This window comes from Metabacillus arenae (assembly GCF_014773385.1).
Lineage (GTDB): Bacteria > Bacillota > Bacilli > Bacillales > Bacillaceae > Metabacillus_D > Metabacillus_D arenae.
Genome location: NZ_JACXAI010000015.1, coordinates 62,491 through 75,484, shown reverse-complemented (window position 1 = coordinate 75,484; position 12,994 = coordinate 62,491). Strand labels below are relative to the sequence as shown.

General features: G+C 37.1%; 12 protein-coding genes. 1 reads left to right on the top strand and 11 read right to left on the bottom strand.

Annotated elements, in window-relative coordinates:
* Positions 1–311: 311 nt before the first annotated feature.
* The 5 genes from IC621_RS12640 to IC621_RS12620 all read right to left on the bottom strand — a co-directional run bounded on the left by IC621_RS12640 (position 312) and on the right by IC621_RS12620 (position 6,190).
* Positions 312–1,421, bottom strand: coding sequence for a histidine kinase N-terminal domain-containing protein (locus IC621_RS12640; protein ID WP_224752500.1), 1,110 nt, complete (start codon positions 1,419–1,421; stop codon positions 312–314).
* A 637-nt stretch (positions 1,422–2,058) separates the two neighbouring features.
* Positions 2,059–3,117, bottom strand: coding sequence for an N-acetylmuramoyl-L-alanine amidase (locus tag IC621_RS12635; protein ID WP_191158674.1), 1,059 nt, complete (start codon positions 3,115–3,117; stop codon positions 2,059–2,061).
* Between the two features lie 288 nt (positions 3,118–3,405).
* A complete protein-coding gene (locus IC621_RS12630; protein WP_191158673.1) occupies positions 3,406–3,858 on the bottom strand; it encodes a hypothetical protein in 453 nt (150 codons plus the stop codon).
* Between the two features lie 384 nt (positions 3,859–4,242).
* Positions 4,243–5,268: a serine hydrolase domain-containing protein gene (locus IC621_RS12625; protein WP_191158672.1), complete on the bottom strand. Its 1,026-nt coding sequence runs from the start codon at positions 5,266–5,268 to the stop codon at positions 4,243–4,245.
* Between the two features lie 322 nt (positions 5,269–5,590).
* Positions 5,591–6,190 (bottom strand): histidine phosphatase family protein, encoded by a 600-nt coding sequence (locus IC621_RS12620; RefSeq protein ID WP_191158671.1) that lies wholly within the window; start codon positions 6,188–6,190, stop codon positions 5,591–5,593.
* A gap of 246 nt (positions 6,191–6,436) precedes the next feature.
* On the opposite strand from IC621_RS12620, the gene IC621_RS12615 reads away from it, so the two are divergent.
* On the top strand, positions 6,437–7,867 hold the full coding sequence (locus tag IC621_RS12615) for a Na+/H+ antiporter NhaC family protein (RefSeq protein ID WP_191158670.1): 1,431 nt from the start codon (positions 6,437–6,439) through the stop codon (positions 7,865–7,867).
* A gap of 46 nt (positions 7,868–7,913) precedes the next feature.
* On the opposite strand, the gene IC621_RS12610 is transcribed toward IC621_RS12615, so the two are convergent.
* The 6 genes from IC621_RS12610 to IC621_RS12585 form a co-directional block, all read right to left on the bottom strand.
* Positions 7,914–8,513 (bottom strand): hypothetical protein, encoded by a 600-nt coding sequence (locus IC621_RS12610; RefSeq protein ID WP_191158669.1) that lies wholly within the window; start codon positions 8,511–8,513, stop codon positions 7,914–7,916.
* A gap of 100 nt (positions 8,514–8,613) precedes the next feature.
* The gene (locus IC621_RS12605; protein ID WP_191158668.1) at positions 8,614–8,775 is read right to left on the bottom strand and encodes a Fur-regulated basic protein FbpA; all 162 of its coding nucleotides are present in this window, start codon (positions 8,773–8,775) and stop codon (positions 8,614–8,616) included.
* A gap of 170 nt (positions 8,776–8,945) precedes the next feature.
* Complete coding sequence (locus tag IC621_RS12600) at positions 8,946–9,968, bottom strand: aliphatic sulfonate ABC transporter substrate-binding protein (RefSeq protein ID WP_191158667.1); 1,023 nt, start codon at positions 9,966–9,968, stop codon at positions 8,946–8,948.
* A 23-nt stretch (positions 9,969–9,991) separates the two neighbouring features.
* Positions 9,992–11,323 carry an LLM class flavin-dependent oxidoreductase gene (locus IC621_RS12595; protein WP_191158733.1) on the bottom strand — a complete coding sequence of 444 codons (1,332 nt, stop codon included), beginning with the start codon at positions 11,321–11,323 and terminating at the stop codon, positions 9,992–9,994.
* 25 nt (positions 11,324–11,348) lie between these two features.
* Complete coding sequence (locus tag IC621_RS12590) at positions 11,349–12,197, bottom strand: ABC transporter permease (RefSeq protein WP_191158666.1); 849 nt, start codon at positions 12,195–12,197, stop codon at positions 11,349–11,351.
* A 15-nt stretch (positions 12,198–12,212) separates the two neighbouring features.
* Positions 12,213–12,989: an ABC transporter ATP-binding protein gene (locus IC621_RS12585; protein WP_191158665.1), complete on the bottom strand. Its 777-nt coding sequence runs from the start codon at positions 12,987–12,989 to the stop codon at positions 12,213–12,215.
* Positions 12,990–12,994: the final 5 nt, after the last annotated feature.

Sequence of the window (12,994 nt, the reverse complement as noted above, 5' to 3'; positions counted from 1 at the left end):
AATGAAATTACAATATAAGCACTTTTACCTGTTTTCTTCTCTGCTTTCAGTTTTCTACAATGTTTGCAGAAATAGTTTGATAACTTGTTTTTATAGAAAAAGGAGTGATTTTGATGAAAAGAGAAATGAACCTTGGATGGTTTATGGCAACGGTACTTGGCGGCACATTGCTAGTCATTTCATTAGGAGTAGCCTTCGGTCAATAGAAACCAGAAGAATCACCTTTCCTTCTGGTTTCTAATAGTCTGTTCGAATGTTTTTGCTATGTACTAGTTTCAATAAACCCTTCTCTTCTCTATCGCTTTTTCATCTTAATTTAATGGAAGGGTAATAATAAACGAGGTTTTGTCATGAGAGGACTCACAGGAAATGTGCCCATTATGATTTTCAATTATTTTTTTGCATATGTACAAGCCAATACCAGTTCCTAATTCCTTTGTTGTATAAAAGGGCTCAAAAATAGTCGCTATATTTTTTTCAGGTATAATCGGTCCGTTATTAGATAAGATCAATTTGACCTCATTATCACTTAAAATATAATCAATTGTAATTTTTCTTTCTCCATCAACATTCTTAAGGGCATCAATAAAATTTAAAATAATATTTAAAAAGACTTGTCTGAGTTCACCCTTGTTGGCATATAAAATAATATCATGGTTAATTGTAGAATGTATTTCTACATCTCCATCAAGTAAACTTGGATAGATAAATCCAAACATATCATCGAACAGGTTGTATAAAGAGAATTCTTCCCGCTTGTTTTCTAAAACTTCCTTCTTTGATACGTGAAGAAATTGTGAGATCCGATAGTTCAATTCCTTTAACTCATGACTGACAATATCTAAATATTTTAAATTTGGCTGTTCCTGCTGGATAAGCTTAATAAAACCAATTGCTGCAGTAAGAGGATTTCGAAATTCATGGACAAACGTCGATGCCATTTGTCCTAAAATTGTTAATCTTTCTTTATGTGTCTGATCGATAAATATATTCTTATCATTCAGTTCTTTTTCTTTTATCTCCGTATATTTCTTAACAGCCACATAAGAAAATTGATCAAATAAGTCGTTAACCTCTTCCAGGTAAGGCTGCAGCTTCTCAAATGATATATTTGATCGATACATATGTTTGATTATTTCACTTCTTCCTAAATTCACATTGTAAACAAAATCACTTATGTTCACATCGGCTTCCACTCTCTGTATAGCAACTAAATTAGCCAGCTCCCCAATTTCCCTGGAACTTAAAGGATTTCTAATTGTTTGCTTTACAAGCTCATACATGGCGATTCCGTTTTTCTTCACCTCATCTTTATGGAAATCTGTATCAGAGATGATCACCCGTTCAAGCCATGATTGTACAAATACAGATACATTCTCCTCTAAAAAGTCAATGAGATTCTTAGATGTATGTCCCAACAATGTTCATCCCCCTTTTATGTAATTACTGGTTATATATTCAAGATAAAAGTCCTTTTCCCTGCACTCAGGCAAGAATGTTTAGGTTAATTAGCGTATGTATATCATTGATTAGCTCCAGCATTCCGGTTACATATAAGAAGAGCTTCCTAGATAGGCTCTTTCATTTTATTAGTGAATATTGAGTGTAAACCATGGGCTGATACCAATAACCCAAGGAATAATGAAAAGCATTCTTCTATTATATTAACAGGAATATTGAAGAACAGAGTATAAAAATGCAGAGAAAAAGTGTTCTATTTCCCAAAATTGAGTAAAAACGAATAGATAGATATTTTTAAGTATTGTTATAAAGACAGGAAGAGTCTGGATAGCAAATTAAAATTAGAATCGCTTGGAAAACAAGGATGCCAGGGAAGAAAAAATATTTCTGAGGGATAAATTACACATTATCGAAATGCTGGAGAAGCTCGAGTTTAAAGTTAATGTAAAAAATAATTGAAAGAACATGCCACAAAACCTGCATTTCACCTTAAAGAATGTGTACAGCTTGATCCTGTGGCAAATTCTAGTGAAAACGATCCATCTACCAGAAAAGCTGAGAAATTAATTTTAGGGCAGCTTTTGAGAAATTTCTTGCTTAAAACATCCGATTCCAAGTGATCGGGCCGACTATTCCATCAACTTCAAGACCTTGTCTTTTTTGATAGTCTTTGATCGCAGCTTCGGTTTTCGGACCAAATATCCCATCTGGTGTAACCCCAACCGCTCTTTGAATTCTTTCTACATTTTTTCCTCTAAACCCGAGTCTGATCAATTGTCCTGGGTATGGAACAATTGCTTTAGATTGATCTTTTTTAGAAGCTTCGTTGAGTTTTACTTTCGTCTCAGGGCCAACAATTCCGTCTACTGTCAATCTAAATGTTTTCTGAAATGCTTTTACTGCACTCAGCGTCTCACTCCCAAATTTTCCATCTGCTCCAAACTTGGGTAATCCAAAACCTGACTTCAACAGTTGATTTTGAATGGCCTTAACTTCATTTCCCTTGTCCCCAAATTGAATGAAGTCCTCTATAATAATTGAACCTGTTTCTTCTTTTGGCTTGTCTGCTATTATTGGAATTTCAGCTGTAGATTCTAGTTTAAAATGGCTCACAAACGCATTAAAAACAGCCTGGGCAATAGTTTCCCGGTAAGAATTCACTTTTAATAGCTTCGCTTCCTCTCTATTGGTCATAAATCCGCCTTCTTGTAATATTGCCGTCATTCTCGAATGGCGTAACACAGCAAAGTTTGCTGTTTTTACTCCACGGTTTGAAAGACCGGTTGCTTCAATAATGTTTCGCTGAATCGCTTCAGCTAAGGAAACAGCCTTGGGGGATCTTGACGTATAAACAAATGTCTCAATCCCTCTAGCCTCATTAAATCCCCCTGAACCAAAAGCGTTTGCATGCTGGGAATAATAAACATCTGCCTTCCAATCATTTGCTTTATCAGTTCTTTCCAGTAATGGGACATCTATCCTGCCTTTCGGATCATCAATCCTTAGTATAGAGACCCCTTTACACGTTAGTAATTTTACTGACAGCTTTTCTATCACTGCACTGTTAAAATCCCATTCATACATCGAACCATCCGGTACTCTTTTTCCAGGAGTAACGCCAAACCCAGCATGTCCAGCATCTAATGCAAATCTCATTTTCCCTTCTCCTTCCACTACTACTTTTCATAAGAGATATATGGAATTTGAAATGGCTAGTAACCTAGTACAAGCGTTTTTTTAATAGTAGGATATTTATTTTTGACGTATGACTTCATAGATTTCATTTACACTTTGATAGTAAGAGGGTCAGTAGTAGATGATTGTATTTTTCATGCGCAAAGGATGTCCCTAAACTGTTCATAGTATTTACCAGAAATTTTTTATCAAAAGAAGCAGAACGAATATATATAGGCCCAGACAAAAGAAAAAAGTATAACCCATAGGTCATACCTTTTTTCCTTTTTGTTTATGAAAGTGGGGCAAAACCAATTCTTTTCTAAGTTCATTGTATTTCTTCCGTACAAACAGAAAAAGTTCCTTGTCTTGGTCGATCCTTACATCAACTAAATTCCATAATTCTTTATGCTCCATGATCAAGTCATTTCGAAATAAAACATCCTCAAGTTCCGGCTCTATAAAAGAGACATTGGCATAAAGGACTGAACGTATTTGTTTATATTGAGTCAGTTCTAGCCCATTATATCCTTGATTCTTCACATAGTCCTCAAATAGAATTCTCCAAACAGGCTCATACACCTCATGCAGCATTTTTTCTGATATTTCTCGTTCTTTTTTAAATATCTCAATTGATTTAGCCGATTTCGCACCAAGAAAGCCTCCAATAAAAACGATGAGCAATTGAATACATAAATTAAATAACTCGGCCCATATCTCCATTTTGATCACCGCTTAGCTTTTGCTTATTCTTACATTTTATTGGCAAAATGGGAGGGTTATTACATTAAAGAATTCTATTCTCATAATTGATAGGGTTGATCATCTGGATATTTAGATTTTTTGCGCCTTCATCCGGATATTTGCCTCTTTTAAGGATTATTTGCACCCGTATTCGAATATTTGCACCGTTTCAGAATTTTTTGCATCTTCATCCCGATAATGAACTATTTCTACAATTCTCCATAAACATCGACATCTTGAAACAGGATAGATAATATGAACCGATCACGTGGTGCAGTAATTATCCACTTACAACCATTGAATAATCGATAGCAGGTCTATTTTGAATTGTTCCGTTTCCGTGCCGCTATTAAAAATTTTATATTACGACCTGCCATTTAAATACTTTTCTACTTCTTCCATTATATTAAATGCACCCTTTGAAGCATTCGAGCACACAACCAAAATCGTCTGTGATGAAGGATAATATGCAGAATGGAAGCTGACTCCGGGATCATACCCCATGATATGATATTTAGAAATCGTCCCCTCTGTTTGATTTATCCATACGCCATACCCGTAGAATTTTTTATCCTTATGATTAACATGTGGTGTAAGTAGTTTTTTAGTATAGGGTTCACTTAAAAGCTTATGTTTGAGTAAAGCTTCCCATAACAAAACCATGTCTTCCACTGTTATGTATGCACCGCCATCAGACCCTCCTCTTACTGGAAGAGAATAGATATTCGTTTTCCAAGTTCCATCTACAAAGTCAATATAACCCTGAGCCGTTTTAGGTGGTAAGGAATCAAATGCAAAGTATCCCGAGTTAACCATATTTGCTTTTTTAAAGATATTCTCTTCTATATAATCAATAAATTGTAATCCACTTACTTTTTCAACTATTAATCCTAATAAAATATAACCAGTATTATTATAGTGAAATTGTTTTCCAGGAGTGAATTTCATTTGATCATTTTCAAAGAAAGGTAAAAAATCTTTTACATGACGGATTGTGTACATTGGGGTATTTCTCCATAAATCTTCAAAATCATCCATTACTTCTTCATCGAAGTAATCCGGCACACCAGAAGTATGGGTGAGCAAATGATGGATTGTTATATTCTCTGAAAAATTAGGAAGTTCATATTCTATACATTCGGATAACTTTGTATCGAATGCAATTTTTCCTTCTTCAACCAGCTGACAAATGGCAATCGCAGTGAAAAGTTTACATCCAGAAGCGATCCCATAACGAGTTCCAGGCTTATTCGGTAATTGTTCTGCACGATTAGCATAGCCTCGACTAGATATGACTGGTGCTTTTCCAGCTTGTTTGATAAGTGTAGTGCCTGAAAATCGTCTAGACTCTTGAGCTTCATTAACGACTGATAATATTTTCTTATTCATTTTATTTCTCCTAATTTGTTTTTTACAGTTTCAATTGTATATGTGTGTACTTCAGCAAAATATCTTGAGGAATCTTTTCACATAATAGTAATTAACATCCAACTTTATACACTTATTCTAGCAGAAGTTTCTGTTAAGCTAACATCTTTCTATAACACTTGACACATATCCATATTTTTCTATTTATAAGACGGGAATTGTACTGTCGTTTAGAGTGGGAAAAAGGAATACGAAGCAACTATTTATTATTCAAAAAAACAGACCGCTTTGCGGTCTATTCTAATATCAGCTATTAACTAGCAATCTTGCTTATATCATTCTTCTAGCTGTTCGTAAGCTCTTGATCTTTAAACTGAGAAAGATGGCCTACTTGGTTGTAATCGCGGATGCTCCACTTCTGATCTTGAAAATAAATGTTGTTAATACAAGCATTTAATAATTTTGTTTTACTTGAATCAATTTCTCCATTCGAAAGAGTGGCTAACACCATATTGATTACTGCCCCGTGGGCAACTAAAAGTATTTTTTTCGTTGGATAGAGATGGTTTATTTTTTCTATGCCGTTTACTACACGTTCTTTAAAATCTTCTATTTCTTCTTGATTTGGGAACTTTCCATCTGGATAGATTTTTGTTCTTTTTTCAACCGTTAGTCCTTCAGCGTCTCCGAAAGAACGCTCTTTAAAATCTGACATTTCAATGAGTTCAAGATTCAGATTATCATTGATAATGATTGCCGTTTGTTTTGCTCTTTTTAATGGGCTTGTAATAAGGAAATCAAAATCTGACACGCTGAAATAATCTCGGCAATCCTCGGCTTGCTTGATCCCCGTCTCATTCAGCGGAATATCGGTGGTTCCTTGTAATTTCCCCAGTTTATTCCAATCAGTTTCTCCGTGCCGAACCAAACAGATCGTTGTCATGATGGTCATCCTCTCAAATTTTTATTCATTTTCATCTATGTTATCGATTGTGTCATGTTTTATTTTGATGATCAACCAATTTCTTTTTCACAAATCCATCATACACGACTAAGATTACTTGCGTAAAAAGCTGCGGATGATAAAGGTGAACCTTTTTATGCCTTCATTCTTTTAATGAATATTTAAGGAGCTGCTGGGAAAATTAAACAAAATAATGATAGTGGTTGATGAAGGGGGGAAGAGACATTGGAAAATGCTTGGCTATCACTATTGCCATTTCTTATCGTCATTGCAATGTCTATCTGGCTAAAGGAGATCTTACCTGGGTTGGTGCTTGGTATTCTTGTCGGGTCATTGATTGTTAAATCCGACCTATTAGGCGGGTCTCAGCAAACTATAAACTATATTGTTAAGACGTTGTCCAACGACACTAATATTAAGATTATCGGGTTTCTTTATTTATTTGGCGGTCTTGTCGGCATGATGAAAATATCGGGAGGAATTAAAGGGTTTTCCGAATGGATCGGCACGAAGATCAAGTCTCAGCGCGGGTTGCTTGCACTTATCTGGCTAACACTGCCCTTCACCTTTATGATGCCGATGTTTCGCATCATGATGATTGGTCCTGTCATCAAATCTCTTATGGAAAAAATGAATTTATCGAAACAAAAAGTCGGTTTTACGATGGATGTTTCAACAGCATCTGTCATTGTGCTTTTACCTGTAGCTACGGCTTTTGTTGGCTTCATGGTATCTCTTGTTGAAGGTGGTATACAGAAGCATCATTTAGATATGTCACCTTATCAGGTTTTCTTACTTAGTATTCCATTTAACTTTTTTGCGATAATTATGCTCGTTATCGGCCTCCTGAAAACATTTTGGCCTTTTTCTAAAAAAACAAAGGAGGACAATAAAAAAGGAGAACAAGGAAAAGTGGAACAGGAAGATCACCAATTTCACCGCATCGGGATAAAAAGAGAATTAGCTATGGTTAAAGCCCAGCCATGGAATTTGATCATTCCCCTCTTTTTGCTCCTCGGCTTGTCATTATTCCTTTTGTGGCAAGATGGAACGGCTAAAGGAGCCAAAACGATTATTGAAGCATTTTCGCAGGCTGACGCAACATTTGTCATGCTGCTGGCTATTTTTATTTCACTCTTTTTAACATTTATCTTCTACCTTTTTCGTAAACAGCCTCTAGATGAAATTCTGTATCACTTTTTTGATGGAGGAAATCAATTGATGCAGGCAATTATCCTTCTTATTCTTGTATGGTCACTGTCGCTAACAGCAGAGGATCTTGGTTTTTCAGATTTTATCGGTTCCACATTAGGGGGATTTTTACCTGCTTTTACGATCCCGGCGATTATTTTTTTAATTGGTTCCATGGTTGGTTATTTTATTGGATCTTCATGGGGGACTTGGGGATTGTTTATGCCACTCGGAATGACCTTAGCTACTGCTACTGGAGCATCAATTCCCTTGACTGTTGGAGCTGTTTTTGCAAGCGGATCATTTGGTGCAATGACCTCACCGCTTGGGGATACAACGATAACCACAGCTTCTATTCTTGAAATGCCGCTTGTCGACTATGCACGCTATAAATTAAAAATAACCGCTATCGGCGGAGTAATCGCAATCGTTTTGTATCTTGCCAGCGGTTTCTTTGTAGTGTAAAAGAAAATCCCCAGTTTTTTCAAAACTGGGAATTATTATAGAAAGTCTACATACGAACTATTGTTGATCCGCCCCCTCCTCCGCCGCCAGTCGATACGAATTTACTTTGTTCTTGGAGAATTAAACGCAATAACTGGTTGTTTTGATGAATAATTAACATAATTAGGTGAGTTAGCGTCTGTATCGTGTATTGTACATCGTTCCCTGGCGGCATTATAAATGGTTGATTTTGGATGCCATCTGTTGGAATAGCAGAAATTCCATAGTTTTTAAGAATACCATCAAGTTCTTGAGTATAGCCCAGAGGAATTTGACCTTGCCCTCCGTATTGTTCATGGAAAGCATTATTCTGATTGTGAGTGTGAGCTGTTCCTCCAAAATTAATGGGTATTCCCTGTTGAATATTGCTGCATCCCTGCAAATAATGAACGGTTTCCGGTCCATTAAAGCCCGCATATCCTTGGGCTCTGCCGTTACCTGACATCGCTATTGGCCTACCGTTTGAAGAACTGCTCTGTGGTTGACTATTTCTATAATAAGCAGAGTTCTGATTGTAATTTTGCCGATTTTCTTGTTCTTGATTTTTCCTACTGTTTTGGAACTGCTGATCGTTCCAACCCGGCTGAACAGGATAAAAGTTAGACATACAGCTACCTCCTTCCTAATTATCCTATGCAGTTTTTCATTTACTGGTATATGTGACTAGAAAATAAGTGAAGGAGGTTTGCCTGAAGACCCAAAACTTTTTAATCGTTCATCGATTGTTGAATTTGCCTATATTCTTTTTCTAGATCCTTAAGAGGTATTTCAAAGAGCTGCCTGTAATCACCTGAATTGTATACACCATTATTTATTAAAAACTCAATAATTGATTTTTTTCGCCTCTCAATCATTTTAAAAAGTTTCATATCTAACACTTCCTTAAAATATGAACTTTGTTTGACAGTCTCCGTCCAAAAAATCGCTTTATTTGAAACGGAGAGGGGAAGGCCCCTCCCTAATAGCTGAATGCATTCTATTTCCATCGATAAACTCGGATTTGAAATAAGAACTTCTTAAATAAAACACACCTTATCTATCATTTAGCTTCCAATTCTTTTAATACTTGTTCAATATACTTATTTTCAATCACTTCCGTTGTATCTAATTCTTTATTGATTCCTCCTGCTGAATATAAAAAGTCTGCCTGTTCTTGATGGGCCTTCTGAAATTCTTTAGTTGCCGGAGAAAAAATAAGGTCTGTTTTCTTTAATACTTCCTTGATTATTTCAACATCTACCTTTTCTTTATCAGCTATTTCTTTTGATACTTCATCAAGATTGTTACTAAAATGCTGTCTGACTTCTTCGTATGTTTTTAAAAATAGGACTGTGAGCTCTGGATGCTCAGCAGCAAATTTTGACCTTGCTACCAAAAAGCTTGGAGCATTAATATTTAAATCCTCTCCACTAACTAGGATCTTTGCAGCAGTTTGATGAACTACCGTCGTTGCGTACGGCTCCCATGTTGACCAAGCATCAATAGATCCATTATCCAGTGCTGGTCTTGCTTCATCTGGTTGTAATTGCACAATCTTAATATCCTTTTCTTTTAATCCAGCTCGATCAATTGCCATATATAAAAAATTATAGGCACTGCTTCCTTTAGCAACTGCTATTTTTTTCCCTTTTAAATCTTTAAGGTCCTTAATTTCACTGTCTTTTGCAATAACTATCGAATTCCCCTTTTTCCCATCAGTGGTAACGGCAATTGCTTTAAAGTCGACACCGCCCGATTGACCGGCAATAAGAGGTGTTCCCCCAGTGGCCCCTAAATCGAGTCTTTCTGCAGCTAGTGCTTCAAAGTGGGGAGGACCACTCGTAAATTCATGCCATTTCACCTCAGCCCCGACCTTCTCAAAGGCTTTTTCAAAGTACTTTTTCTCTCTAGCATATGGTAAGACGCCTGTGCTCCCTTGCACTCCAATATTTACGACTACGTTTCTCTTAGATTCGCCAGAGGCTTTTTCACTTTGTTTATTAAAAGAACCGCACGCAGTTAAAATAATAGAAACTGCTGCTATAAGAATGATAAAGCTCCATCTAGCCCATATCTTGAACATGGAAGTCAACTCCTTTCTATAAATTAAATAGCTTTCATTTTTTGCCCGACATCCTTCAAACCTAAATTTCCCCGAAGGGTTTGACTCCCGTATTCTGTTCTAAACAAACCTCGGCTCTGCAGTTCAGGGACTACTAAGTTGATAAAATCATCAAGTCCCCCGCTCATTAACTGTGGCATAATATTAAAGCCATCAGCAGCCCCATTTGTAAACCATTCTTCCAGCTCATCTGCGATTTGCTTCGGACTTCCAGCTATCGTATAATGGCCTCTTCCTCCCGCAAGCCGAAGGAGCAGCTGTCTAATTGTCAAGCTTTCCTTTTCAGCTAACTCCTTTATTAATTGAGTTCTGCTTTGGTGTCCCTTTATTTGCCTTGTATTAGTCAGGGTAGGTAAAGGTCCGTCCAATGGATAAGATGATAAATCGATTCCTATTCGATTTGATAGTTGAATCATCCCATACTCTGAATTGGTTAATGAATGAAGCTCTGCCTCTTTTTCTTTCGCTTCCGTCTCTGTTTCTCCTACAATTGGGCATATTCCAGGCAATACGATAAGGTTCTCTTTAGATCGTCCGTACTTAACAGCACTTGATTTCAATCGAGAATAGAAAACTTGAGCATCTTTCAAAGATTGTTGAGCTGTGAAAACGGCTTCTGCGTATTGTGCTGCAAATTCTATCCCATCGCCAGACGAGCCTGCTTGCACTATTACAGGCTGACCTTGGGGAGATCTAGAAATATTTAGAGGTCCGCGCACTTTGAAATTTTTTCCATCATGCTCAATTTCATGAATTTTATTGTTGTTTGCGTAGACTCCTGTAATTTTATCCATAATTAGGGCATCCTCTTCCCAGCTGTTCCATAGTTTAGTCGTAACATCTACAAATTCCTTTGCCCGTTTATACCGTTCTCCATGCTCCGGTATAGAATCGAGGTTAAAATTTTGTGCTTCTTGCTCAGTACCTGATGTAATGACATTCCACCCTGCTCTGCCTCCGCTCAAATGATCAAGTGACGCAAAGCGGCGAGCAATATTATAAGGCTCGTTAAATGTTGTCGACACTGTGGCAATAAGACCTATCCTATGGGTCACTACAGCTAAAGCAGACAATAATGTAAGAGGTTCTAAACCTCCCCAATCTCCATATTTAACAGCTTGCCTTGAAATAGAATATCTGTCTGCAAGAAATAGAGAATCAAACTTTGCTTGCTCTGCTTTTAATGCAATTTCTTTATAATAGTCAAAATCGAGTGTTTTTTTCACCTCTGATAAAGGATGACGCCATGCTGCTTCATGATGTCCCAAGCTCATCAAAAATAAATTCAAATGCATTTTTCGATTAGACTTCTCCATATTTTTCACCTCGTTCATTATGATTCTACCCTTGAAAACTATCCCGCCATTTGAGGAGCTTTCTCTCAAAATGCCGGACAAATGAGTCAGATGCTTTGCCAAACACTGCAAAAATAATAATTCCTACAAATACAATAGAGGTTTGTGAAAACTGTCTGGCATCCATGATTAAATAACCAATCCCCTCACTTGAACCCATGAGCTCTGCAGCTACCAGTGCCAGCCAGGCAGTCCCAAGGGCTAGACGCAAACCTAATAGAATATTAGGAAGGGCAGATGGTAATACAAGATTTGTAATTTGCTTCCACTTGCTAAATTCCAGAACTCTTGATACTTCAAACATTTTGCTATCTACACTGCGTATACCGAGAAATGCATTCACATATAAAGGAAAGAAAGCTCCCTTCGCAATCAAGAGCAGCTTTGAAACTTCTCCAAAACCAAACCAAAGAATAAACAAAGGAATGACCGCCAGGGTAGGAACCGTTCTTAGCATCTGCATGGTCGGATCAAAGGTATGCTCTGCTTTCTTAGAAAAACCTACTGCCAAACCAGCAAAGAGACCAAGGCTTCCTCCTATTAAGAAACCTCCCAAAGCTCGAAATAAACTTACCTGAAAGTGATATAATAGATTCCCTGATGCAGCTAAATCTATAAATGTGGTCATGATTTCGCTGGGACGGGGCAGCATGTTCTCGGATACTGCTCCCATAAATCCTGCTAATTCCCAAACAACCAGAACAAAGATTGGGAAAATAAAACCTCTAATGAGTACGATCCCTTTCTTATTTTTTTGCTGATTCTGAATCGTTTTTCTAATGATCGTCTCTTTTTCGTCTGTTCTCGTAGACAGCCATTCTGCTTTTTGACTCATCCTTCGTCACCTCCATTAAATTCCTGCACTATTAATTAGCTCAAGCTCTTCGACTTTTTCAAACTCATTTAAAACCAAATGGCGATATTCTTGAAATGATTTTGTTGATTTTTTTCTAGGATATGGAGAATCAATTTTCACGATCTTTCGAATGGACCCGGGCCTTGCATTCATAATAATCACACGGTTTGCCAGATAGACCGCTTCGTCAACATCATGAGTAACAAAAATCATTGTTGTTCGATTTTCTTGCCATATATCAAGCAATACTTCTTGCATATGTGACCGAGTAAAAGCATCCAGTGCGCCAAAAGGTTCATCTAACAGAAGTACTTTTGGATTTCGCAGGAGTGCACGGGCAATGGCCACTCTCTGCGCCATCCCTCCAGATAACTCTTTCGGATAAGACGTTTCAAAACCTTCAAGCCGAACAAGCTTGATGAGTTCATTTACTTTTTCTTTTATGTTTTTATCTTTAAGTGAATAGTTTGCAGCAATGTTTTTTTCTACGGAAAGCCAAGGAAATAATCTGGGCTCTTGAAAGATAAACCCCTTATCAACACTTGGCCCTGTAACTTGTTTCTTGTCTAGACCGACTTGACCATTATAGTCAGCATCTAACCCCGCAATAATTTTTAATAGCGTACTCTTTCCGCACCCGCTTGGACCTATAATGGTAATGAACTCTCCTTTTTCTATTGATAAATGAATATCTTTTAATGCGTGAGTTACCCCTTTGTCTGTTTGAAATCTTTTGTCAAGCTGATGGATCTTTAAAAGCGGCATAATCATTCTCC

Bases quoted from the DNA above. Each gene is read 5' to 3' on its own strand.
- IC621_RS12635 (WP_191158674.1), bottom strand. From the start codon at position 3,117: ATGAGATTTGCATTAGATGCTGGACATGCTGGGTTTGGCGTTACTCCT.
- IC621_RS12630 (WP_191158673.1), bottom strand. From the start codon at position 3,858: ATGGAGATATGGGCCGAGTTATTTAATTTATGTATTCAATTGCTCATC.
- IC621_RS12625 (WP_191158672.1), bottom strand. From the start codon at position 5,268: ATGAATAAGAAAATATTATCAGTCGTTAATGAAGCTCAAGAGTCTAGA.
- IC621_RS12620 (WP_191158671.1), bottom strand. From the start codon at position 6,190: ATGACAACGATCTGTTTGGTTCGGCACGGAGAAACTGATTGGAATAAA.
- IC621_RS12610 (WP_191158669.1), bottom strand. From the start codon at position 8,513: ATGTCTAACTTTTATCCTGTTCAGCCGGGTTGGAACGATCAGCAGTTC.
- IC621_RS12605 (WP_191158668.1), bottom strand. From the start codon at position 8,775: ATGAAACTTTTTAAAATGATTGAGAGGCGAAAAAAATCAATTATTGAG.
- IC621_RS12600 (WP_191158667.1), bottom strand. From the start codon at position 9,968: ATGTTCAAGATATGGGCTAGATGGAGCTTTATCATTCTTATAGCAGCA.
- IC621_RS12595 (WP_191158733.1), bottom strand. From the start codon at position 11,323: ATGGAGAAGTCTAATCGAAAAATGCATTTGAATTTATTTTTGATGAGC.
- IC621_RS12590 (WP_191158666.1), bottom strand. From the start codon at position 12,197: ATGAGTCAAAAAGCAGAATGGCTGTCTACGAGAACAGACGAAAAAGAG.
- IC621_RS12585 (WP_191158665.1), bottom strand. From the start codon at position 12,989: ATGATTATGCCGCTTTTAAAGATCCATCAGCTTGACAAAAGATTTCAA.